The sequence below is a fragment of the Bacteroides neonati genome (assembly GCF_000499785.1).
Taxonomy (GTDB): Bacteria; Bacteroidota; Bacteroidia; order Bacteroidales; family Bacteroidaceae; genus Bacteroides; species Bacteroides neonati.
The window spans coordinates 1,456,893-1,480,366 of sequence record NZ_HG726020.1; the positions used below are offsets into that span (position 1 = coordinate 1,456,893).

Annotated in this window: 18 protein-coding genes and 1 pseudogene; 9 read left to right on the forward strand and 10 right to left on the reverse strand. The window is 47.2% G+C overall.

Features of this window, described 5'->3' with window-relative positions:
• Nucleotides 1-412: 412 nt before the first annotated feature.
• The 8 genes and pseudogenes from TY03_RS08975 to TY03_RS09010 form a co-directional block, all read right to left on the reverse strand.
• Nucleotides 413-1,744 carry a DEAD/DEAH box helicase gene (locus TY03_RS08975; protein ID WP_042369370.1) on the reverse strand — a complete coding sequence of 444 codons (1,332 nt, stop codon included), beginning with the start codon at nucleotides 1,742-1,744 and terminating at the stop codon, nucleotides 413-415.
• Between the two features lie 120 nt (nucleotides 1,745-1,864).
• Nucleotides 1,865-3,136 (reverse strand): NADH:ubiquinone reductase (Na(+)-transporting) subunit F, encoded by a 1,272-nt coding sequence (gene nqrF, locus TY03_RS08980; RefSeq protein WP_042369034.1) that lies wholly within the window; start codon nucleotides 3,134-3,136, stop codon nucleotides 1,865-1,867.
• A gap of 21 nt (nucleotides 3,137-3,157) precedes the next feature.
• Nucleotides 3,158-3,757: an NADH:ubiquinone reductase (Na(+)-transporting) subunit E gene (nqrE, locus tag TY03_RS22170; RefSeq protein WP_042369035.1), complete on the reverse strand. Its 600-nt coding sequence runs from the start codon at nucleotides 3,755-3,757 to the stop codon at nucleotides 3,158-3,160.
• Between the two features lie 31 nt (nucleotides 3,758-3,788).
• Nucleotides 3,789-4,421: an NADH:ubiquinone reductase (Na(+)-transporting) subunit D gene (locus tag TY03_RS08990; protein ID WP_042369037.1), complete on the reverse strand. Its 633-nt coding sequence runs from the start codon at nucleotides 4,419-4,421 to the stop codon at nucleotides 3,789-3,791.
• Nucleotides 4,422-4,438: 17 nt separating this feature from the next.
• A complete protein-coding gene (gene nqrC / locus TY03_RS08995) occupies nucleotides 4,439-5,131 on the reverse strand; it encodes an NADH:ubiquinone reductase (Na(+)-transporting) subunit C (protein WP_042369039.1) in 693 nt (230 codons plus the stop codon).
• Nucleotides 5,132-5,152: 21 nt separating this feature from the next.
• A complete protein-coding gene (locus TY03_RS09000) occupies nucleotides 5,153-6,334 on the reverse strand; it encodes an NADH:ubiquinone reductase (Na(+)-transporting) subunit B (RefSeq protein ID WP_042369040.1) in 1,182 nt (393 codons plus the stop codon).
• 31 nt (nucleotides 6,335-6,365) lie between these two features.
• A pseudogene (locus TY03_RS09005) lies at nucleotides 6,366-7,797 on the reverse strand (Na(+)-translocating NADH-quinone reductase subunit A).
• Nucleotides 7,798-7,845: 48 nt separating this feature from the next.
• Entirely contained in the window at nucleotides 7,846-9,246 is a 1,401-nt protein-coding gene (locus TY03_RS09010) for a C1 family peptidase (protein ID WP_042369042.1), read from the reverse strand.
• Between the two features lie 150 nt (nucleotides 9,247-9,396).
• Here TY03_RS09010 and TY03_RS09015 point away from each other — a divergent pair, with 150 nt between their 5' ends.
• From TY03_RS09015 to TY03_RS09040, 6 genes are all read left to right on the forward strand, one after another.
• The gene (locus TY03_RS09015; protein ID WP_042369043.1) at nucleotides 9,397-10,596 is read left to right on the forward strand and encodes a BamA/TamA family outer membrane protein; all 1,200 of its coding nucleotides are present in this window, start codon (nucleotides 9,397-9,399) and stop codon (nucleotides 10,594-10,596) included.
• A gap of 124 nt (nucleotides 10,597-10,720) precedes the next feature.
• The gene (locus TY03_RS09020) at nucleotides 10,721-11,467 is read left to right on the forward strand and encodes a TolC family protein (protein ID WP_042369044.1); all 747 of its coding nucleotides are present in this window, start codon (nucleotides 10,721-10,723) and stop codon (nucleotides 11,465-11,467) included.
• A 9-nt stretch (nucleotides 11,468-11,476) separates the two neighbouring features.
• Entirely contained in the window at nucleotides 11,477-13,687 is a 2,211-nt protein-coding gene (locus TY03_RS09025) for a GumC family protein (protein WP_042369045.1), read from the forward strand.
• Nucleotides 13,688-13,853: 166 nt separating this feature from the next.
• Nucleotides 13,854-15,170 carry an O-antigen ligase family protein gene (locus TY03_RS09030; RefSeq protein WP_042369372.1) on the forward strand — a complete coding sequence of 439 codons (1,317 nt, stop codon included), beginning with the start codon at nucleotides 13,854-13,856 and terminating at the stop codon, nucleotides 15,168-15,170.
• Nucleotides 15,152-16,069 carry a glycosyltransferase family 2 protein gene (locus tag TY03_RS09035; protein WP_042369046.1) on the forward strand — a complete coding sequence of 306 codons (918 nt, stop codon included), beginning with the start codon at nucleotides 15,152-15,154 and terminating at the stop codon, nucleotides 16,067-16,069. The genes TY03_RS09030 and TY03_RS09035 overlap by 19 nt, the downstream gene beginning before the upstream one ends.
• Nucleotides 16,066-17,247 carry a glycosyltransferase gene (locus TY03_RS09040; protein ID WP_042369049.1) on the forward strand — a complete coding sequence of 394 codons (1,182 nt, stop codon included), beginning with the start codon at nucleotides 16,066-16,068 and terminating at the stop codon, nucleotides 17,245-17,247. The genes TY03_RS09035 and TY03_RS09040 overlap by 4 nt, the downstream gene beginning before the upstream one ends.
• 80 nt (nucleotides 17,248-17,327) lie before the next feature.
• Here the strand turns inward: TY03_RS09040 and TY03_RS09045 are convergent, their stop codons facing one another.
• The gene (locus TY03_RS09045; RefSeq protein ID WP_081713074.1) at nucleotides 17,328-19,322 is read right to left on the reverse strand and encodes an LruC domain-containing protein; all 1,995 of its coding nucleotides are present in this window, start codon (nucleotides 19,320-19,322) and stop codon (nucleotides 17,328-17,330) included.
• Nucleotides 19,323-19,611: 289 nt separating this feature from the next.
• Here TY03_RS09045 and TY03_RS09055 point away from each other — a divergent pair, with 289 nt between their 5' ends.
• The 3 genes from TY03_RS09055 to TY03_RS09065 all read left to right on the forward strand — a co-directional run bounded on the left by TY03_RS09055 (nucleotide 19,612) and on the right by TY03_RS09065 (nucleotide 23,088).
• Nucleotides 19,612-21,294 carry a tetratricopeptide repeat protein gene (locus TY03_RS09055; RefSeq protein WP_148335606.1) on the forward strand — a complete coding sequence of 561 codons (1,683 nt, stop codon included), beginning with the start codon at nucleotides 19,612-19,614 and terminating at the stop codon, nucleotides 21,292-21,294.
• A 198-nt stretch (nucleotides 21,295-21,492) separates the two neighbouring features.
• The gene (locus TY03_RS09060) at nucleotides 21,493-22,521 is read left to right on the forward strand and encodes a DUF6562 domain-containing protein (protein WP_052332434.1); all 1,029 of its coding nucleotides are present in this window, start codon (nucleotides 21,493-21,495) and stop codon (nucleotides 22,519-22,521) included.
• A gap of 12 nt (nucleotides 22,522-22,533) precedes the next feature.
• Complete coding sequence (locus TY03_RS09065) at nucleotides 22,534-23,088, forward strand: hypothetical protein (protein ID WP_042369057.1); 555 nt, start codon at nucleotides 22,534-22,536, stop codon at nucleotides 23,086-23,088.
• Here the strand turns inward: TY03_RS09065 and TY03_RS09070 are convergent.
• On the reverse strand, nucleotides 23,085-23,474 hold a 390-nt coding region (locus TY03_RS09070; RefSeq protein ID WP_042369060.1), incomplete at its 5' end, for a transposase. The two genes, TY03_RS09065 and TY03_RS09070, sit on opposite strands and share 4 nt — an antisense overlap.

Sequence of the window (23,474 nt, forward strand, 5' to 3'; positions counted from 1 at the left end):
TCCGCGAAACAAACCTTTCCTTATAATTTTGCATGTTCGGGGGCTATTTTCCATCGTTTTTTATGGTTTATGCAAGTTACATACATTGATTTGCAAAGTACGTCTGGCAAAGAAAAATAAGAAAACGAATTTCGCATAATTACTGACATTTCATCAATTAATTGACAATAAAATCGATAATTATACAACTATTTATAACACAAAAACGAGTAACTGCTTTCTAACAGATTGTAAACAGTGAACGAAGAAATGGAAAGTAAGGCAAAGCGAAGCAAGGGCCGCTACACTACAAAACGGTGCAATGGAAATTAAGGAACGGTTGCTTCATGCAGAAGCAACCGTCCATTCGCACAAAAGCAACCGCTCGTTGATACGAGAACGGTTGCTTATACTTGCAACAAACGACCTATCTTTAGTCCGCCTCTTCGATGACGGTTTTCATTCCTTTGATCTTTTCGCCTTGAATGAGCGTAAGGAGTTGCTTTATCTTGCCACGACGGATGGCGACGAAGGCATAATGCTCTTTCACGTCGATAGGACCTACATCTTCACGCGCCAGTTTTCCTTTCTTGTAGAAGAATCCGGCAATGTCCATGCGACTGAGTTTGTCCTTCTTACCCTTACCTATATATAAGGTAACCCAAAGGGGTTTGGGCGGACGCGATGCCTGTTCGGGCAGTGTGCGGGTTTCGATGTCTGAGGGGATGTATTCGGGCACGGGCTCTTCGGCATGAAGTATGAGGTACGAGGTTCCACGCGCATCCCAGCGGGCGGTTCGGCCGTTGCGGTGCGTAAAAGCCTCTTCGTTCACAGGCAAGTGATAATGAATGATGTGCTCCACCTCGGGAATATCAAGTCCTCGGGCAGCCAGATCGGTCGATACGAGCACGTGGCAGCTTCCGTTGCGAAACTTATAAAGTGCCCGTTCGCGGTCGGGTTGTTCCATGCCTCCGTGAAAGCGTTCGTTGTAAATGCCCATCTCGGCCAGCAGTGCGCTTACGCGGTCTACGGCGTCGCGGTGGTTGCAGAACACAATACTCGAACTGCTGCCCAGCTTGCAGAGCAGTTTGTAGAGTGTCTCTATCTTATCTTTGGCAGGCGAAACGACTTTCATCAATCGCAAGCGCGACTCCTCTTGGGGGGTATCGGTCAGGAAATTGAGTTTCACCGTTTCGTTCATTCCGGCAAATTGTGGAATCTCTTCGGCATCGGTGGCGGAGAGTAGCATGCGTTTCTTCAAACCGGGCAGTTGAGCGATGATCTCGGCCATCTCGTCGTGAAAACCATACTCAAGCGATTTATCGAACTCGTCGATGATAAGCGTATGGATGGTGTCGGGGTTGAATGTCCCCTTGCCCAAATGGTCAGTGAGTCGTCCGGGCGTACCGATAATAATAGCGGGGTGGTTGCCGGCAATGCTCTTCTTCTCTTCGGCCATTGGGTGGCCTCCGTAGCAGCAGCAGGTTTTCCAAGGGGTATTCATCGATTTAAAAACCGATTCTATCTGTAGGGCGAGCTCGCGCGAGGGCACGAGGATGAGTACTTGTACGGAGTCGTTGTCCGGTTGGAGCGTGCTGAGCAGTGGCAACAGGAACGCCAGCGTTTTGCCCGAACCGGTGGGAGAAAGCAGAATAACGTCTTTTTCGTCACAGGCAGCATCGATGGCAGCCTCTTGCATGGGGTTGAGCGCTTCAATCTTGAGATTGCGTAGCGCTGTTTGAATCAATTCGTTGTTTTGTAACATCATAATGGTGGCAAAGGTACGAAAAAAATCCGGCAACTGATATCACATCAGCTGCCGGAACATATAATTCTCTATATAAGGGAATAAACCCTTTCATGAAAAACGAAAAAACCGCTAAGTTTAAGAACCGAAGTTATCGAACATCAGGTTCTTTGCCGGTACGCCAAGACTATCAAGCATGCCTTCTACGGCTTTACTCATCGGGCCGGGGCCACACATGTAGTACTCAATATCTTCGGGTGCTTCGTGATTCTTCAAATAGGTTTCGTAAATCACGTTATGCACAAAACCGGGTGTATAGCTTACGCCTGCCGCATCGGCAGCAGGATCCGGGCGGTCGAGTGCCAAGTGGAACGTAAAGTTAGGGAAATCCTTCTCTATCTGCAAGAAATCTTCCAGATAGAATACTTCGTTGAGCGCACGAGCTCCGTAGAAGTAAGTCATCTTACGATCGGTGATGTGAAGTGTCTTGGTCAAGTGCATGATTTGTGCACGCAACGGAGCCATACCGGCACCACCACCAATCCACATCATCTCGTTCTTCGTATCGAGTATCGGATGGAAATCGCCATAAGGACCACTCATCGTTACTTTATCGCCCGGCTTGAGGGTGAAGATGTACGAAGAGGCAATACCAGCAGGCACGTCTACGAATCCGGGGCCTTGCTCGCGAGGCTTGAACGGAGGCGTAGCAATACGCACGGTCAGCATGATGCGGTCGCCCTCGGCAGGATAGTTGGCCATAGAGTAGGCACGGATGGTCTCCTCCTTGTTCTCGCACTTCAGACCGAAGAGGCCGAACTGCTTCCATGCAGGCAGGTACTCGTCGCCGATCAGCTCTTTGTCGATGTCTTTGTCGTAATCCATCGCATAGGTAGGAATCTTGATCTGTGCATACGAACCGGGCACGAAGTCCATGTGTTCGCCCTTGGGCAGAGCCACGATGAACTCTTTGATGAACGTAGCCACGTTCTTGTTCGAAATAACCTCGCACTCCCACTCCTTCACGCCCAGAATGGCTTCGTCGATCTTGATCGACATATCTTGCTTCACCTTCACCTGACAGCCTAAGCGCCAGTTGTCTTTCTGCTCTTTGCGTGAGAAGAATCCGGTTTCGGTAGGCAGAATCTCGCCACCGCCTTCGAGCACCTGACAGCGGCACTGCCCACACGAGCCCTTACCACCACAAGCCGACGACAGGAATACCTCGTTGGCCGAGAGAGTTCCCAACAGGGTTCCTCCGGTGTCGGCCTTGAGTTTGGTTTCACCGTTCATCGTTATCGTAACCTCGCCCGACGGAGACAGAAAGTTCTTCGCCACAAGCAATATAATGACGAGCAGGAGTATCACTCCAAGGAATACGCCGACGCTCGTTAATATTAAATCAGTCATTGTTCTTTCGTATTTTACTTATTATAACTTCAATCCAGAGAAACACATAAAGGCCATCGCCATCAGTCCTACGGTGATAAACGTAATGCCCAGACCACGCAACGGTGCGGGAACATCAGAGTAGGCCATCTTTTCGCGGATGGCAGCCAGACCTACGATGGCAAGCAACCAACCGATACCCGAACCTACGGCGTAGGTCGTAGCCTCGCCGATGTTGATGAACTGACGTTGTTGCATAAACAACGAGGCTCCCATGATGGCGCAGTTCACAGCAATCAATGGCAGGAAGATACCCAACGAAGCGTAGAGCGAGGGCGAGAAGCGTTCGACCACCATCTCGACCAACTGCACGATACCGGCAATGACAGCAATAAAGAGGATGAAGCTCAGGAAGCTCAGATCAACACCTTCGACCAGTGCATCAGCTTTGAGTACGTAGTTTTCGAGCAGATAGTTGACCGGAAGCGTTACCACCAATACGAAAGTTACCGCAATACCCAGTCCCAGCGCTGTCTTTACATTCTTCGATACTGCCAGGTACGAACACATACCGAGGAAGTAAGCGAATATCATATTGTCGACAAAGATCGACTTTACAAACAAACTTAAATAATCATTCATAAGTAGTTAATTTTGAATTCTGAATTCAGAATTACTTTTCTTGTAATTGTTTAGTGCGGCTGCGTTGTACCCAGATGATACAGGCACAGATGATGAGCGCCATCGGAGGCATCAGCATCAAACCGTTATTGATATATCCCATCTCGTAGAATGCCTGCGGAATAACCTGCATACCAAACAGAGATCCCGAACCCAACAGCTCGCGGAAGAAACCCACGATGATGAGGATACCGGCATAGCCCAGTCCGTTACCAATTCCATCGAGAAACGACTCCCAAGGACCGTTCTGCATGGCAAACGCTTCGAGGCGTCCCATCAAGATACAGTTGGTGATAATCAAACCGACATATACAGAGAGCTGCACGCTTACATCGTAAGCAAATGCTTTCAATACTTCACTTACAATGGTTACCAACGCAGCTACCACCACCAACTGAACGATGATACGGATACGATTGGGAATCGTTTTGCGTAGCAGCGAGATGATGACATTGGCAAAGGCAACGATGACCGTTACCGAAAGACCCATGACGATGGCAGGTTCGAGCTTGGCCGTTACGGCGAGTGCCGAACAGATACCGAGCACCTGTACGGTTACCGGGTTATCGATATTAAGTGGGTTGCAGAATACTTCTTTATTCTTTTTAGAGAACAGTTGACTCATTTCTATTTCCCTCCTTATTATTTATTAGTTAAAAATTTATCGTATTGTCCCAGGCAGTTCTTCAACATATGGTCTACCGCCACCGAGGTGATAGTACCACCCGAAATGCCGTCTACATAGTCCTGGCCTTCGACTGTTTTGCCGGGTTTTACGACGGCGATAGAGGCAAACTGTCCATTCTGCATGATGTGCTTTCCGATGAATGGAGCTTGGAAATGCATGGTCGAGATTTCTGCTCCCAGACCCGGCGTTTCACCTTGGTGCGAGAAGTAGGTTCCGTACACCACATCCTTATCGGCATTCAAACCTACGTAACCCCAGATCGGGCCCCAAAGACCTTGTCCGTAGAGCGGAAGTACGTACTTCGTCTCTCCGTCTACATCGCATACATATACGGGTAGCTGGCGTTCGGCGAGGGGTTTGGCCAACTCTTCCTTCGACACGATGTTGAAACCACCGGTTTCGGCCACTGTCTGTCCTTCGGAGTTGATGATGAGATCTTGCTTCACATATTTCTTATAGAGAGCCTGAGCGTCTTGCCCTTTGGTATCGATATTGAGCGCACTCAATATCTGCTTCATTTTGTCCAACTCAACATTCTTGTTCTGCGTCGCTTTGAGTGACGAAGAGACGAATGCCAGTGCACATGCTACGATAACAACCATTACCGAAGCATAAATGATAGTATAGGAATTACTGTTTGTATTCATATCTTTCTTTGTTGTTTCGGTTTAATTACGGTTCGAGTTAACGGCACGTTTCTCACGGCGGCCGATGTTGCCTTGTACCACACAGTAGTCGATAAGCGGTGCGAAGATGTTCATCAACAAGATGGCGAGCATCATACCTTCGGGGTATCCCGGGTTGAGCACGCGGATGATGATGGCCATAGCACCGATCAGGAATCCGAAGATGTACTTACCTGTCTCGGTACGGGCAGAGGTTACGGGGTCGGTAGCCATGAATACGGCACCGAAGCAGAAACCACCCAGCACAAGGTGTTCGTACCAAGGCATGTGAGCCATCGCTGTGTTGGGTCCAACAGTGTTGAACACCCATCCCATAAATGCACCACCCACGAAGACAGATAGCATCGTTTTCCAACTTGCTACACCGGTTACCAACAGAATGATGGCACCGATCAAGATCGCAATTACACTGGTTTCACCAATCGATCCGGGAATCAAGCCGGTCACCATATCCCACGAGAAGGGGGGGAAGGCGTCGGGTGTCGTGGCGGTCGATGCCAACCCCAGAGAGGTGGCGGCAGTGAGTCCGTCGACATGTTGTCCAAGTCCGAAGATGCTGTCGCCCGATACCCAAACGGCATCACCCGACATCTTGGTAGGATAAGCGAAGAACAAGAAAGCACGTGTTACCAAAGCCACGTTGAATACGTTCATACCCGTTCCACCGAATACCTCTTTGGCAAACACAACGGCAAAAGCGGTGGCCACAGCCAGAATCCAGAGCGGACAGTCAACCGGAACAATCATCGGGATGAGCAATCCCGATACGAGGAATCCTTCGTGAATCTCCTCTCCTTTCCATTGTGCCACCACGAATTCGATACCCAGACCGACTACGTACGAAACAATAATTTTGGGCAATACAGCCAGGAATCCGTAGGCGAACATCTCGCAGAAGCTGCCCGGAAGAGCGGCGTGTGTGAAGTGTTGGTAACCTACGTTGTACATACCGAACAGCAGTGCCGGTATTAAAGCAATGACCACAATCGACATAATTCGTTTACTGTCGATAGAGTCGTGAATATGCGTTCCCGATTTCGAAGTGGCATTGGGCACGAACAGGAATGTTTCGAAGCCATCAAACACCGAACGAAATGCGTGGAGTTTGCCGCCCTCTTCAAAGTTCGGCTTTATCTTATCGAGATAATTTCTTAACGCTTTCATTAATTATGAGTTCTAAATTATGAATTATGAATTAGGCCATTTCGGCGCGCAGGGCATCGAGTCCGGCACGTACAATGCGTTGCAACTCCATCTTCGAAGAGCAAACGAACTCGCACAGGGCGAAGTCCTCGGGTGCTACCTCATAGATGCCGAGCGCTTCCATGCGGTCGATGTCTCCGGCAATGATGGCTTTAATCAGGTATTCGGGCAGGATGTCCATCGGGAACACACGGTCGTATTCGTTCGACATAATCATGTGGCGTTCGCCTCCCTTGATACGTGCATCGATGGTGTATTGCTTCTTACCCATCAGCCAACTGAAATAAGAGCGGCTCACGCTGAACTGATCGAAGCGCGGCATGATGAATCCGAGCATCTCATGAATCTCGTCTCCCTCGGGGATTACAGTAAGCTGGCTGTCAAAAGCGCCCAAAAACTCGTTCGGTTTCACCTGCTTGCCGGTTAGCGGATTACCACTAATGTAGCGCAGGTCACGTCCCTCGGTAACGTTGCCGCTGAATACGTTGGTCAGCAATGCACCTACACGTAGCTTGCAGTAAGCCGGTTTCAATACTTCAGAACCGGTCACGGCAACCATGCGGGTCATATCCACCCGGCCGGTATTGAACAAGCGTCCAATGAAGATAACTGCTTGCGGATCGATGGTCCACACCGTTTCGCCCTTCGAGATGGGGGCGGTGTGATTGATTTGTACGCCTACATTTCCGGCGGGGTTCGGTCCTTCGAAAGCGGTTACTGTTACGTTTTTGGCTTGCGTCAACGCAGTAGCTTTTTGTTTCACACTGATACCCAGGTAGGTTTTGGCTATTTTAGCCAGTGCATCGAGTCCTGTCTGGAAATTGGTTTCCTCGCCTTTGAGTACGAACTCAAATTCGGGAGCCAGCGGTTTGCTGTCAAAAGCAGACACGAAAATCGCTCTCGGAGCTACGCTCGGGTCAGCAATCACGTCGTAGGGACGTTGACGCATAAACGCAAACATTCCGGCTTCGAGCAGTGCGTTCTTCACCTCCTCGCCAGACAGCTGGGCCACGTTCTTCTTGCCAAACTCCTCGTAGTCTTGCTCCAAAGCAGCCTCTACCACGACATTCAGTACTTTGCGGCGTGCACCACGCTCTACGCTTGTCACTACGCCGCTCACGGGCGACACAAATTTCACTTCGGGATGGTTCTTGTCGATAAACAAGGTTCCTCCAGCCATCACATACTCCTGTTCTTTGACAAGTACTTTCGGTGTCACTCCAGGGAAGTCGTCGGGTACGAGTGCGTAAAATCCCGGCTCCTTCACTGAGGTTACCACCGGAGCAGCTTCCCCTTTCAGGTTTATGTCAAGGCCTTTGCGTAACTTTATTACATTTGCCATGCTATATAAAATAATGGTTTCATAAATTTGACCGCAAAAGTAATAAAAAAGAGTGTGAATAAAGAGCAAAAAAGAAAGGAATTACGGAAATATATCCGTAATTCCTTTCGTGTACGTAAACGCACTACTTCTACTCCTCTCCTGCAAACATCGGATCCCACGCAGGAAGGCGGATAGGCTGTTGTTTCAATATCTCCAACACCTGTGGAGTGGCAAATTTTTTCTCGACCACGAGGCGGAACATGTATTCATCGAACCACTCGTCGGTCATAATCAGGTGTCCTTGATAACCATTGGTCGCTCCCCAGCTATTCTCTACCATCCATTTGGTGGGTTTTCCGGCTGCGTTCAGATCGACTGCCATGAGCGTCATAGCATGACTAGATCCGCTTGCAAAGGTCTGGATGCGCTGTTTTTTATCCATCCCGAAGGTAGTACCCATCAACGAATTGTAATCATAGTTATTCACATCGAGCAGGCCGCGTTCGGAGTTGAGAAACTTGCCTACGTCGCACGAGAAATACATCATCGTACTATCCTTAAGTGAGGCGATAGCCATCTGCTTGATCTCCTCGGCGGGCAGGTTCACGTACGTCCAGTTGGTTCCGTCGTAGCGGTGACGATCATAATCAATTTCGTAGCTCTTATAATACTCCCGACTGGGGTCGTTCATGAGCATCACGTAGTTGGTCAGCAGGTTTTTATCGCCATACTTCTCCAGAAACGACAGGGGGGTGTACTGTGCCGTCTCTACCGGATTTCCCTTAGCATCGTAGCGCGTCCAGCTAAACTCCGTCGGGGGAACACCCAAGTTAAGCACCAACATACGGTAGATAGTTCCAAGCATCTCGGCCTTATTCTTTTCGAGCGTGGCGGGTTTGACCCCTGCAGCCACTTGCGTACGGAGCTGCAACCCCTGTTCGCGGAGTTTCAAGGCGATGAGTCCTGCCATGCGTGCCGTATTTTCGCTGCTGTTTGTCTCGGGCATTGCCTCCTTCGGCACTACGCCGTACTTACCTACGATATCCGCCACACCGGTAAAAGTACCTCCATCGCTCAACGGGTTGCGAAAAAGCCATTCGACCATTTTATCGTCCATCGGCTTCTTACCTGTATCGATGACGCCCTGCAAGAACAAGTTCGCCTTCTCCAACTGATCGTAGAAGAACGGGTAGGTTTGTGAGAACTCGAACTGCCCCAATCCATACTGTGCGATGGCGCGGGCACGCATCACGTTGAGCCCCGTAAAGAGCCAGCAACGCCCCGACGATTTCTGATCGGTCACCCCTTTCGAATTGACCCTGACGGAGAAGTGCGTATCCATTCCCGTAAGGTTTTCCTGATTCAACGCCAGTTTGCGTATATCATTACTTCCGATGGCGTTGCGCAGGGCTTTATCGGTGGCCGTTCCCTGATAACTTTGTTGAATTTGTTTCAGCATGTCCTTGCTGATTCCTCCTTTATCCTGTTGCGCCTGCACCGAAAACAGAGCGGCACCCAGAACAAATACAGACAAGATTCGTTTATTCATTATTGTTCATTCGTTTTGATTGATTCACTAAACTGCAAAAATAGCATCCTTTTTTGATTTTTTTATTCATTCCTTTAGATTTATTATCGATCTGAATGAAAACTAATCGGAATAAAACAGTTTCCTTTGTACCCAGATTTACGAACTAGTATGAAAAGATATATAATAGGTATCCTCATTGCATCTATGCCTATTGCTGCCATAATGGGGCAAGAAGAGGGCGTTTCCATCGTCAAAGACAGCAAGCTGACAACAAAGCGTGAATTGCGACGTCAAGAGGTAGCCAAACGTAATTTTCACTACAACATATTGGGAGGTCCTAGTTATACCCCTGATTTCGGAGTATTGTTGGGCGGTAGTGCACTGATGACTTTCAGCATGCAGCCGAGCGATACGACGCTGCGCCGGTCGATTCTGCCCGTCACCATCGCTTTTCTATTCAATGGTGGATTGAACCTGCAATCAAAGCCACAGCTCTTCTTCAAGGGCGACCGTTTTCGTATCTTCGGACAGTTCAGCTATAAGAATACCTACGAGAACTTCTACGGCATCGGATACGATACCAACAAGAACTATGTACGAAGCGACAGTACCAGCCAGTACCGATACAGCGGGGTGCAGATCAACCCGTGGTTTCTGTTCCGTTTGGGCGAAAGCAACTTCTTCGTTGGTCCGCAGATCGATATCAACTACGACGACATAAGCAAACCCGCCAAAGGACTTGTCGAACAGGCCTCATATATCGAAGCCGGCGGTACAGCCGATGGATACAGCAACTTCAGCTCCGGACTGGGCTTTCTGCTCACCTACGATACGCGCGATATCCCCGCTAATGCCTATCGAGGCATCTACCTCGACACCCGCGCCATGATGTACCAGAAGTTTTTGGGAAGCAACCAGAACTTCTATCGCGTAGAGATCGACTACCGACAATACCAATCACTGGGCAAGCGCCGGGTATTAGCCTGGACGGCACAGACGAAAAATGTATTCGGCGATGTTCCGCTCAACAAATACGCACTGAGCGGAACCCCTTTCGACCTGCGTGGTTATTACATGGGTCAATACCGCGACAAATCCTCGCACGTGATCATGGCCGAATACCGCCAGATGATTAACACAGATCAAAGCACCTGGGTGAAGAAGATGCTCAACCGTGTGGGCTATACTGCTTGGGCAGGCTGCGGTTTCATGGGTCCCACTCCCACCAAGATAGAGGGTGTTTTGCCCAATGTAGGCTTGGGGTTACGCATCGAAATACAGCCGCGTATGAACGTTCGCTTCGATCTCGGCCGTAACATGGTCAACAAGCAGAATTTATTCTACTTTAACATGACAGAGGCTTTTTAACCTCCAAACAGCCTTACTTTCACCCATCTATAACAAAATAAACTGAATTCCAGGTGCCGACATTGAAATAATTCTCTATATTTGCAAGTAATTTTACAACAAATACAAGCAATATAGAGAATTTATGAAGCGCTTACGTTATCTATATCCCCTCTTCTTACTCCTTCTTTGCGAAGTTCAATCGGTACATGCGCAAGAGGTTAGTGATTTCTCGAATTTAAGCAACGAGGATTATTCAAATATAACATTGCCCTCTTTGGATTTGCTCTTCGAAAACGCGAAAGGTGCTCCCACCTATGAGCTTGCCAAAGTTCAGGAGCAGATAGAGCGCAAGCTGCTTGCCCGGGAGAAGCGTGCCGTACTGGGCTTCTTCAGCATCCGGGGAAGCTATCAATACGGCATGTTCGGCAACGAGTCTACGTTTACCGACGTATCGGTTCCCCCCTATTTAACTTATTCGACCGCAGCGCAACACGGATATACCGTCGGTGGAGCACTCAACATTCCTTTAGACGGACTGTTCGATCTTGGTTCACGCATCAAGAGACAGAAGCTTAATGTCAAAAAAGCCGAACTTGAAAGAGAAGTCAAGTTCGAAGAGATCAAAAGAGAAATCATCCAGCTATACGCTACCGCCACTGCCCAACTCAATGTACTAAAAATGAGAGCGGAGGCGTTGGTACTAGCCAACATACAATACGAAATCATAGAGAAAGACTTTACAAGCGGAAGCGTAGACTCGAGTGTACTCGCAGTCGAGAAAGACAGGCAGTCGCAAACGCAGGAACGTTTCGAAAACAGTAAGTTCGAGCTAACCAAAAGTCTTATGATACTCGAAGTAATTACCCGTACACCTATGTTACGAAAATAAGCAATCCCTATGGAATATATCCTTTATATCAGCCGTTTTTTATACCGCATTCGTTGGTGGCTTTTACTCGGAACCATTGCCGTAACAGTAATGGTCTATATGGTAACAGGAAACCTAAGCAAATCTTACAATGTTAACGCAACGATTTATACAGGAGTTATTTCGGGTTATTCGCTAGAAGAGAATTCCGGAAAGATAGACTGGGCAACCTCACAGAATGCCATCGACAACCTGATCAATATCATTCAGGCCGAAAGTACCCTCCAGCGTGTTTCCATGCGACTGTACGCTCGGACGCTTATTTACGGTAATCCGAACGAAGATAACGAATACATTACTGCTGCTCATTACCGAGACATATACAATCACCTGAAGAACAGTCCTAAAGGCGCACAGGTACTTGCATTAATCGATAAAACAAGTGAAGAAAGAACCGTAGCCAATCTATTTAGATACATGCGCCCCAACCGAGATAACTACATCTACGGGCTCTTCTATTTCAACCATCCTTATTATAGTTACAATGCACTCAGCAAAATCAAAGTAGCACGCAAAGGAGCCAGCGACCTGCTTGAGGTCAACTATACATCGAGCGATCCGGGTATTTCTTATAATACGATCAGTATCCTGATGGAAGAGTTTGTGAACGAATACCGCACCATCCGTTATGGCGAAACCGATAAAGTCATCGATTACTTCAAAGGCGAGCTTGATCGAATCGGCAAAGATCTGCGCGGCGAAGAAGACGCTCTTACAGATTACAATATAGAGAAGCGCATTATCAATTATTACGATGAGACCAAAGAGGTAGCAGCCATCAACAAAGAATATGAGCTTAGAGAACAAGAGGCATTAGCAGCATTCAACAGTACCAAGGTTATGCTTACAGAACTGGAGAAACAGATGGACCAGAACACGAAGCAGCTACTCACTAATATGGAATTTGTCAGCAAGCTCAAAGAAGCCTCTACCCTAACCGGTAAGATTTCTGAAATGGAAACCGTTTCGAATAATGCTACCAACGGCCCCTCGACGCAATCGTACAAAGATCGTTTAAAGCAAGCTCAAAAGGAGTTGACAAGCTTATCTAACCAATACGTAGCCAACAAATTTACGAAAGAGGGTGTTTCCAGGGGAAACATCATCGACCAATGGCTCGAACAAACGCTGCAACACCAGAAGGCAGAGTCCGACCTGCGCGTCATTCTGGAATCGCGTCGTGAACTCAACGAAAAGTATGCATTCTTTGCTCCGGTAGGCTCTACCATCAAGCGCAAAGAGCGCAGTATCAGCTTCATCGAAGAGAATTACCTTTCACTGCTCAAGAGCTACAATGACGCACTGATGAGAAAGAAAAATCTCGAAATGACATCGGCTACAATCAAGGTACTCAACCGTCCAGCTTTCCCCATTTCAGCAGAGCCTACCGGACGTAAGAAAATAGTCATGACCGCATTCGCCGGTACGTTCCTGTTCATTTTGGGTTTCTTCCTTATACTCGAACTTATCGATCATACCCTACGCGACTCGGTTCGTGCCTTCCGCCTTACTAAGCTTCCCATTTTGGGTGCTTTCCCTGCACCCTCATTCCTAAAACGCAGGCAGCTTAACAAGATATGCGAGGAGATTGCCACCAAGCAGCTAAGCAATTCGATTTTGCGGCAGTTTAAACAGAAGCCCGAAGGACGCCCTTATATGGTCGATTTTATCAGCACCGAGCGGGGCGACGGAAAATCACTCCTCATCGAACAACTTACCGCTTACTGGAGCAGTATCGGACTGAAAGTACGCAAGTTAAAGTGGGGAGAGGATTTCGATACCAATTCTCGTCAGTACCTATTAGCACAAAGCGTATCAGATATATATACCTTTAAAGACGAAGATATATTACTAATCGAATACCCTTCACTCAAAGAGAACAGTATCCCCGAACCGCTAGTCAACGAAGCCGATCTGAACCTGCTCGTGGCTCGTGTGAACCGCGGTTGGAAGGAGACGGACAACATACTCGTCGATAAGCTCAAGCGACAAATCGCTCCACAGCAGCTCTATCTCTACCTCACACAGGCACCGCGCTACGTGGTTCAGGACTATACAGGTATGCTTCCACCCTATACCTTTATCCGTCAGCAGCTCTATCGACTGTCACAATTGGCATTCACAGAGAAGACCATCTATAATTTTGCTCGAAAAAACAAAAAAGGTGACGATCAGGAATAGTAACAACTATAAAGAGCTTCTCTCTCAATTCGGCAACTACATGCAATCCAAAGGATTGAGTCGTTTGCTGCTGATTGTAGGGCTCTATACCTTATACCAATCGTTGTTCAAAGTTGGTGTCGAAGAGATGCTGATATACGGAATGCTTCCTCTGGCAGTCTTTTCGATGGTTCTATTCCTTATCAACCCGCGACAGAGTTACTATGTGCTCTTCGTTATTCAATTTCTGCTACTGATAGCCTCAAGCATGACCGACGTCAAGCTAGGTATTGCCACACTGTTACTTGCCATCGGGATTATCGCCTTTCAAATAGCCTATGCCATTTACCAGAAAGCCGATTGGAGTATCCTACGCAACGGTATGATCTACATTTTTCTGGTGTGGGGTGTTTTCTGCCTGTTCGAGCTTACCAACAGCAACCACGTGCAGGCAGCTTGGAATATCTCGATTACCCATTATCTCGTTTACCCCATCGTGTGCGCCATACTAGTTCCCATTGCCGTGCGCGACATCAAGGGCATTCAATGGCTGCTCATCATCTGGTCGCTTTTCGTTATCTACGCTACCCTCAAGGGTTATTGGCAGAAGAATCACGGATTCAACTCGCGCGAGCTCTATTTCCTCTACGTACTCGGAGGAGCTAAGACCCATCTCATCTGGTCGGGCATCCGTTATTTTTCCTGTTTCTCCGATGCAGCCAACTACGGTGTGCACATGGCTATGGCTTTTACCACTTTCGGGCTTGCCGCCTTTTTCACCCGTCCCATCCGGCTAAAGATATATTTCGTCTTCATTGCCTTGGCGGCACTCTATAGCATGGGCATATCGGGCACACGCGCTGCGGTGGCTGTGCCCATAGGCGGACTGGGGCTATTCATCTTGCTATCACGCAACCACAAAATGACTCTGATGGGTGTTATAGCCCTGCTCTCTCTATTCGTCTTCTTCCGATTTACCACCATTGGCGAAGGCAACCAATATGTGCGTAAGATGCGTAGTGCCTTCAATCCTACCGAAGATGCGTCGTATCAACTCCGGGTCTACAACCGCGAGCAAATGAAGCTCCTGATGGAGCATAAACCCTTCGGCTACGGGCAAGGGCTCTCCAAAGGCGAGCGTTTTATGCCCAAGGAGCAGATGCCCTATCCGCCCGACTCGTGGTTGGTGGCAGTATGGGTCGAGAACGGCATCGTCGGATTTAGCATTTACCTGCTTACGCACATCGTCCTGTTCGGGTGGTGCGCGTGGATACTTCTATTCAAAGTTCGCAACAGGAGGTTGCGCGGATTGCTTGCCTCGTGGCTCTGTATGGCGGCTGGTTTCTACGTATCAGCCTATGCCAATGATGTAATGCAGTATCCCAATTCGATTGTCGTTTACACCGCCTTTGCCCTGTGCTTTGCCGGACAGAAGATAGACCAACGCGAACGTGTAGAGCAGATGCTTGCAGAAAAACAACAGAAATGGATAGAAACCACATGAACGAAGTACCCCAAATCTCCTTCATCACCATTTGCTACAACGGTTTGGAGGATACGTGCGAACTGATCGAGTCGTTGCACCGCACCATACACTCGGTGAGTTACGAAATCATTGTCGTCGATAATGCTTCGCGACAAGACGAGGCAGCCGTCATTGCCCGTCGCTATCCGCAGGTCAAGACCGTACGCAGCGACCGCAACCTCGGCTTCTCCGGAGGCAACAACTTGGGGATGCAACACGCTACCGGTTGCTACCTCTTTCTTATCAACAACGACACTTACCTGACCGACGACGGGCTGCAACCGCTCATCGCCCGCCTCGAAACTCATCCGCTCATCGGTGCCGTATCTCCACAGATACGCTTTGCACAACCTCCGCAACACATACAATTTGCCGGATACACCCCACTGAGTACCATCACATTGCGCAATGAACCCATCGGATGCGGACGTGCTGATATCGAAGCCTTTCGTGTGCCACACCCCACTCCCTACCTACACGGGGCGGCCATGATGCTCAAACGAGAGGTGCTCGAACAAGTGGGTCCCATGCCCGAGGTCTACTTCCTCTACTATGAGGAATTGGATTGGTGCACCCAAATGACTCGTGCCGGATACGAACTGTGGTACGATCCCTGCTGTACCGTATTTCACAAAGAGAGCCAAAGCACCGGACAGCAAAGCCCCCTGCGCACCTTTTACCTCACGCGCAACCGCCTGCTCTACGGCTGGCGCAACCGTTCGGGGCTCAATCGTCGGCTCTGCCTGCTCTACCAAATCGGGGTGGCAGCTCCCAAAAACAGCCTGTTCTTTGCCCTGAGTGGCAAGCCCCGACTGGCGTTGGCGGTGTGTCGCGGTGTGTGGGCATTTATTTGTTTACCCAAAAAACAGATACCATGAACCTACTGCCAAGCCTCATTGACTGGATACTCTTCGTGCCCCTCGCCCTGTGCGTGGGCTACCTATTGCTCTTCGCCATCGCCTCGCGCTTTTACCGGGCACCGCACTATCCGCCCACAGAGGTGATGCACCGTTTTGCCGTTCTCTTTCCGGCTTATAAAGAAGACCGGGTGATTGTAGACTCTGTGCGCAGCTTCCTCGAACAAGACTATCCGAAGGAGTGCTTCGATGTAATCGTCATCTCCGACAGGATGTCCGACGCCACCAACGAAGCCCTGCGGCAACTCCCCGTGCGCCTGCTCGTGGCTCGCTACGAAAACAGTTCGAAGGCCAAAGCCATGAAGCTCGCCATGGAGCAAACACAAGGCGAGGCGTACGATATGGTGGTGGTGATGGATGCCGACAACGTCACCGTGCCCCACTTTTTAGCGGAAGCCAACCGCGCCTATGCTGCCGGATGCAACGCCCTTCAGGCACGCCGCACAGGCAAGAACCTCAACACCTCCATCGCTCTGCTCGACAGCATCAGCGAGGAGATCAACAATGCCTTCTTCCGCAGCGGACACAATGCACTCGGCCTCTCGGCAGGGCTTGCCGGATCGGGCATGGTGTTCGATGCCGACTGGTTTCGACGTAACGTAACCCACCTGCACACCGCCGGCGAGGACAAGGAGCTCGAAGCCCTGCTGCTGCGTCAGCGAGTCCACATCAGCTATCTGCCGCAACTCCCCGTTTACGATGAGAAAACCCAGCAGGCCGAAGCCATCAAGAATCAGCGTAAGCGATGGATTGCCGCCCAGTTCGGGGCGTTGCGCGCCTCACTGCCCCACTTCGGTACAGCCTTGTGGCAAGGCAATTTCGATTATTGCGACAAGGTGTTGCAATGGATGCTTCCGCCTCGCCTCGTGCAGCTCGCCGCCGTGTTCGGCCTTACCATACTCGTCACCCTTATATACCACGAAGCAGGAACCAAGTGGCTCCTGCTCTCGCTGGCTCAGATAGCTGCCATGTGGCTGCCAGTGCCCCGCCGTTTGTTCGGCAAAGAGCTATTCAAGGCAATGCTGCATCTGCCTCGTTTGGCGTGGATCATGGTGGGCAACCTCTTCGGTTTGAAAGGGGCGAACCACTCTTTTATTCACACAAAGCACGGCGAACCGGAAAATACGGACGCTCCTTGATTCACTCCATTATCTTATTACAGTACCAGCAAAGCATCCAACAAGTGCATTAATACCTTTGGAATACACCGGTCAACGGACTATTTGTGCAAATACCAATCGGCCGAGGCAGTGCCGCACCCTCCGTCTACCCACTTACCGTAGAGCGGATATTCACTATTGCTGCCTATGCGTACATGTTCGGTTACGAGCTTGAAGCCGGTCACAGGCAGGTCGATAGCAAAGGGGAACCGTCCACTCTTGTCGGCATAATACACATCGTTGAGCGTGCCGATAAGCGTTTGGTCGGCATAGCTTGTCGCCTTGAATTTGGGTAGATGCACCTCTACCCGCTTCTTATTGGCAGGTGTATACCTCACCAGGATATACGGGTTGTAAGGTTTTAACGTGCTCTTGTTAAACATCGCCCCACCGCTAAAAGTACGTGTGATGATGCTCTCCTTTCCAATGGCCGTTTTAGCATTGGTAAAAACGATAAACGAGTTTGTAGCCGCTTCGTATTCAACTCCTTCGGGCAGCGGGGCGAAGCTACCCAGTTGCGTGGCATCTACCTGATAGGCAAAAGCGTTGGTAAAGAGCGCGCCATCGGGTTTCTGTACCGGTTTGAAGTGGTCGGTCAGCTTCTTCACCTGATTCTGATTATCGAACGTTACCACCCGTTTGTACTCAATCACCACATCATTAAGATCGTAGTCGCCACTCTCGGGCCAGTTGTCCTCAAAGGCGAGCGTGCCGCTGATCGCGTACTCCTGTTCGGGCAGCACAATGGTTCCGCCGCTGATGCTCGGTTTGTTTGGATCGTAGATCGCTGCGCTCGGATCGGCTTCGACCTCGAAGAGAAGATCTTCGTAACTCAAATCGCCGCCATCCTCAAAGCCCACCACAACGCGTCCGGTGGTATTGTCTGTCAGGGTGATGCAAGACGACTTGCCGTTCCCGTTCCAGCTCTGGTTAGAGTAGATGAACTGACGTCCGGTATCGAGATACTCCGTTCCGTTGCGGTACTGAAAACCGTCGGAGATGACGAACCATCCGATGGTATATCCGGGCGGGAAGCGGTCGAATACCTGTCCGTTATCGTCGATGTACTTCAACGACACCCACGAACAAGCACGCACTGGGGCACTGCTTTGCGAGAAGGTATATCCGTCGAACGGAACCGAACCGGGCGTAGAGGCGTTGGGTAGCAGGATGTACTTCTTCACCTTCGACGGATCGGCAGGACGCTTATCGGTTGGATAATAGTAATAGCCCAGCGTATTCTGATACCACGCCCCTTCGTTGAGGAAGGCGAGCCGGATACCGGCATCCTTGACGGTGAGTACCTGCCCGTCGACCACCATCTGCGTAGCGATACTGATATTAGTGTACTGCTCGGATACTACCTTGTTACTATTGTTCAGACCGCCCGGTTTGGTAAGGCTGCCGTTCCACAGCGACCGCTGCAAGCTATTGGCAAACGCCACCAGCGTGGGATCGGTGGTAAGATATCCGTTGTCCAACGGACGGCCATGGCTGCCCCACGAGCATAGCGAATAGAGTAGCTTGGAGGGATCGACCGTATAAGGCACTCCGCTTCCACCGGGGGTGATCACCTGTGCGCGGGTCGATTTCGAGGCAACCGAATCGATGCGTTTGTAGCTCGCCGTTCCGTTGACTACCGCCACATCCACACACCTCGGCAACCCCAGCGAGGGGGTACAAAGAAAAATTGTACTCACCACCGTAGGCAGCAACATCTGTCCGCTAAATTGACCGTTATCGTCGGTGTAAGCGGCAAAGACGGGTTCGATCTCCTTCTTCACCACACTACCGTCGGGTTGCACCAGATAGGGATATTCGGCATAGACCTCGAGCGGAGTTTTGACCGACGGCGCTACATAGTCCACCGTCAGATTCACCGTGGTGCGGGTACTAAAATCGGGAACCGTACCGGGATCGGGCAACGGCTCTTTGCCGTACGTGGGATCGTACAGATCAGTCTTACTGCAGCTCGTCACTGCGGCACCCATCAGCAAACAAATACCAAAGAGAGTTGGTACGAGGCTTTTCTTGAGCATTTTAATTGATTTCATAACATTCCTGTTTATAGTAAATTATCAACACGCTTTACATCTGTTTTGTTTGAGTGTTCAAGCATCTTATCTATCTTTAACAGAATGGTTTACAGCCACCAATCACCTTCTACCCTGCCCTATTCTCCTCTTCTTACTAAATACATGCCAGAGAATGACCAGAAAATCATTTTTGCTCATAATACTTCTCATTATTTGCCTTTTGATTACAAGTGATTGCAAGGATACAATATGATAACTGTCTAAGTCGTTTTTTTTTGAAAAAGAGTTAATTATTCCTCTCTTAAGATTGTATTCTGCTATTTTTTTTAGCTTTGCAATTCTAAACCACATAACTATGAAATCCAAACAACTCCTCTGCCTACTTTTTATCTCTCTTGCGATTGGTTGTGATAATAAGGAAAATTTAAATATCCCTACCAACATTGTTCAGGATATTAACTCTCAAAAAACACTTCACTACCTCGACTCAATTTCTCAAAGTAACATGAACAGTAAGCAAAAAGCAACTTTTTCCCTTATCAAAGCATCCGTCAATGAAAAGCTGGGTCACTCCCTGATTGCCGATACAACAAGTTTAATAAATGCAGCCACCTTTTTTGATACTCAAAAAGAGTCTTTGAAAGAATTGGAATCATTAAACTACCTTGGCTTGGCATACGAACAATCCAACCAACACAAAAAAGCACTTATCTGCTATCATGAAGCCTTAGACTTAGCAGAACATTGTGCAAATACCTATTGGAAATCCTTACTTCATAGTAAAATCGGTATGATTTACCTAATCGAGTATGATGTCATTAAATCTAATATACACTTCAAACAATCAATAGCAGCATTAAAACAGGTCAATATTGATAAAAAAGATATAGGTTACCAACTTCAAGTCGGGAAAACATGGTTGCACATATCCGAACCTGAAAAAGCATTGCTTTTTTTCAATAGAGTAATCGAATTGATAAGTGTAAACGATATAAGATATACTGATTTGCAAAGAAACGCCGGAGTAGCTTATTTAGAAATCAATGAATCAGAAAAAGCGATTTACTGCTTGAATAAAGCACTTGCTTACGAAAATATTCCACAAAAGATTGCTATAAATAAACTAATCCTTATGCACATTTATATGCAACAAGGAAACAAGAAACTGGCACAGCAATACAAAACAGATATCCAATCCTTATTACCCGATATTTCAAACTTCGAAATAAACCGCTACTTCAATCTGCTCAACTCCGAATTCTATACAATGGAAGCCAATTGGGAACAAGCATTAAAAAGCCTGCAAGAATCATTTGTCAACGAATACAATATACAGAAATACCTGAATGCAGGAACAATAAATGAGCGACTGCTACTATACCGATATGGAAAGCTAGAGCATGAACATAGCTTATTCAAGACACAAACCCGAAAATGGGGCATCATACTTCTTTTTATAGGCATAGCAGCTACCTTATTTTATTGGATACTGAAAAGAAGAAAGATTCATCGGGTATATGAATTAGAAAGAAAAGTTGAAGCACTCGAGAAATTATCCAATGATCACCAAACCATATCGGCCGAACTCAAAGAGATTCTCATCCGCGATTTTGAAATCACGAAGCGAATAGCCCTATTCCAACATTTACAAGCAGATAAAAATCAATCTTTTACAGATAAAATTAATCACTTGCTCAGCATCAACGAAAAAAATCCGTTCGAAATAGAGTGGCAGAAATTTTATTGCAATATTGATAGATCCTTTGATCTATTTTACTCTCGGCTCCACACTCGATATCCTCAATTGGTCGAAAAGGAACTTCAGTTATGCTGTTTAACACGTGCCGGATTTAGAACCGACGAAATAGCAGCCGTATGGGATCAAAGTGTATTTTCAGTGCAGAAGTACCGATCTTCCATTCGAAAAAAGCTGGGAACAGAAGAGGGTGCAAATATTATTGAGTATATTGAAAAAGAAAATAAGCATTAAAAAAGGGCTAAAAAAATCCTCCTACAGCGTTGACTACTTACATTTACAAGAATACTTTTCCTCCCATTAAAATAAGCAACTAATTTTCAATACATTACAGAAAGGGATTATAACTTTTTATACATATCTTACAAATGGTTATCTGCACACCAAGATATATCTTTGCAACCAGCAAATAAACGATATAGTAAGGCATTTATGAAAAAGAAATACCATTGTTTAATTCTTTCTCTATTTCTCATCTTGCTTTATAGCTGCAAGAATCAAAGAAACGATAAAGAAGAAGAAAAGTTTCCCATACCTTTGAAGGATATAACGATCGAAGTAATTCTTAACTTCGATCAAACTCCTTCAACAAGTCTTGCCGAACGCAACGATTCTGCTTACTCACGACGCTTAATAATCGAGATACAGCATGAAGGGGAACGTACAATACGCCAAACAACTGTAGTTCAAAACAACCAACTACCTCATACAATACTCATCAACACGCAGTTAAGGGCATTGAACTATACGCTGGTGGTGTGGAGTGACTATGTAAAAACAGAGCTGCCGACCGACCTCTATTATAATACCGAGAATTTACACTCCATTCGGTATACACAGCCTTATCGCACCTCTCCCTATCGAGAAGCAACCTATGGCACTGCTGCGATCAACCTTGCCGATTTACCAGAGTATGTCTGGAACAATAAAATATCCATTAACGTACAAATGCTACAACCATTGGCACAGTACCAGTTGATCACCACTGATGTACAAAGGTTCTTGGATGCCATAAAAGAAAAGTATATAGAAGAGGGGGATTATGAGACAAGATTCTCATACGGCTTTTATTTCCCAACAGGATTCAACGCACTTACAGGCAAAACAGTACATTCAGAAACAGGTGTCCATTTCACACTCCCACTCATCCTACCTACCGATAATTCACAAGAGTGTATGATTGGTTCGGATTATATTCTGGTAGATAACAATACAGAATCATTTGTTGTACTCCTGATAGAAGTGATCACTACCGATGGAAAAATAATATCAAGTACCGATTTAGAAATTCCTTATAAGCGAAATCAATTATCGATAATAAAGAAAGACCTTATTACCTCCTTTTATTCAGACGGAGGAGTAAGCATAGATCCCGATTTTGATGGAGATACTCTTATCGAAATCAAAAGTTTACGAAAAGATAAAGCCAAATTTTCAATCATTAAAACAAATAATCATTAATCAACAAAAAGTATGAAAAAAAACAAGATGATCTTAGCTATTGCTATGATATTCATGTATCTATTGTCAGCATGCAACCAAGAAGAAGTAGCTCAAACCCCAACGGTAAAAAGCAAAAAAGTATCAATTGGCGTAAAAACAAACGAGGTAAATACGCGTGCCATACCTGTATACCCTAATCATTCACTACGTTGTATCTTAGAAGTATGGACGACCGATGGAAGACTTGTACATCGAAATGAGCAAATAAGAAGTAGCGGTTCTTCAAATCAAACTTTTATATTTGATTTTGAAGTTGACAAAGGAAATTACTCTTGCCTCTTATGGGCAGACCTAATAGATCTCAATAGAGATGGCGATATTGAGATGACAACACCTAACAGCTATACCCATTATGAAGACGCCTCTTATAAGACAGATAGCGTCAACCATGGATTGAAAACCGTATCAATACTCAAAAGACAAACACAACCTCTTAATTTAGATAATTTATCAGAGATGTATGCCGCATTTAGTGCTACAATGCCACTAGTAAAAGAAGATAACATAACCCGTTGGCGGAATTAAATTAGTGCATATTTAATTTGTCCAATGGGTTTGTTATTAATCTTGTTTATATATTGAAGGATTGTAAGTGCACTAATTTTCCCCGTAATTCTGGTAAACAATCCTTCTGTTTGTTTTGCGTAATTTCTGATTATCATAAATTGATCGCATAATTGTGCAAAAAGCGTTTCAACCCTTTTCCTTGCTTTAGCAAATGGACTAAATACAGGTTTCCAATCTTTTTGATTCGACCGATATGGAACTTCCAACTTGATATTAGCTTTTTCAAATAAATCAAGTTGTATGGCTGCTCCAATATATCCACGATCACCGATGATGGTGCAATTCTGAAGGTTACACTTTACGTCTTTCAAATAATGAATGTCGTGAACACTCGCCTTTGTCAG

Excerpts from the sequence above, each read along its gene's own strand:
- nqrE (WP_042369035.1), bottom strand. The coding sequence starts at position 3,757 with ATGAATGATTATTTAAGTTTGTTTGTAAAGTCGATCTTTGTCGACAAT.
- nqrF (WP_042369034.1), bottom strand. The coding sequence starts at position 3,136 with ATGACTGATTTAATATTAACGAGCGTCGGCGTATTCCTTGGAGTGATA.
- TY03_RS09040 (WP_042369049.1), top strand. The coding sequence starts at position 16,066 with ATGAACCTACTGCCAAGCCTCATTGACTGGATACTCTTCGTGCCCCTC.
- TY03_RS09020 (WP_042369044.1), top strand. The coding sequence starts at position 10,721 with ATGAAGCGCTTACGTTATCTATATCCCCTCTTCTTACTCCTTCTTTGC.
- TY03_RS09030 (WP_042369372.1), top strand. The coding sequence starts at position 13,854 with ATGGTTCTATTCCTTATCAACCCGCGACAGAGTTACTATGTGCTCTTC.
- TY03_RS09035 (WP_042369046.1), top strand. The coding sequence starts at position 15,152 with ATGGATAGAAACCACATGAACGAAGTACCCCAAATCTCCTTCATCACC.
- TY03_RS08975 (WP_042369370.1), bottom strand. The coding sequence starts at position 1,744 with ATGTTACAAAACAACGAATTGATTCAAACAGCGCTACGCAATCTCAAG.
- TY03_RS09065 (WP_042369057.1), top strand. The coding sequence starts at position 22,534 with ATGAAAAAAAACAAGATGATCTTAGCTATTGCTATGATATTCATGTAT.
- TY03_RS09025 (WP_042369045.1), top strand. The coding sequence starts at position 11,477 with ATGGAATATATCCTTTATATCAGCCGTTTTTTATACCGCATTCGTTGG.
- TY03_RS09000 (WP_042369040.1), bottom strand. The coding sequence starts at position 6,334 with ATGAAAGCGTTAAGAAATTATCTCGATAAGATAAAGCCGAACTTTGAA.
- nqrC (WP_042369039.1), bottom strand. The coding sequence starts at position 5,131 with ATGAATACAAACAGTAATTCCTATACTATCATTTATGCTTCGGTAATG.
- TY03_RS08990 (WP_042369037.1), bottom strand. The coding sequence starts at position 4,421 with ATGAGTCAACTGTTCTCTAAAAAGAATAAAGAAGTATTCTGCAACCCA.
- TY03_RS09010 (WP_042369042.1), bottom strand. The coding sequence starts at position 9,246 with ATGAATAAACGAATCTTGTCTGTATTTGTTCTGGGTGCCGCTCTGTTT.
- TY03_RS09060 (WP_052332434.1), top strand. The coding sequence starts at position 21,493 with ATGAAAAAGAAATACCATTGTTTAATTCTTTCTCTATTTCTCATCTTG.
- TY03_RS09015 (WP_042369043.1), top strand. The coding sequence starts at position 9,397 with ATGAAAAGATATATAATAGGTATCCTCATTGCATCTATGCCTATTGCT.
- TY03_RS09045 (WP_081713074.1), bottom strand. The coding sequence starts at position 19,322 with ATGAAATCAATTAAAATGCTCAAGAAAAGCCTCGTACCAACTCTCTTT.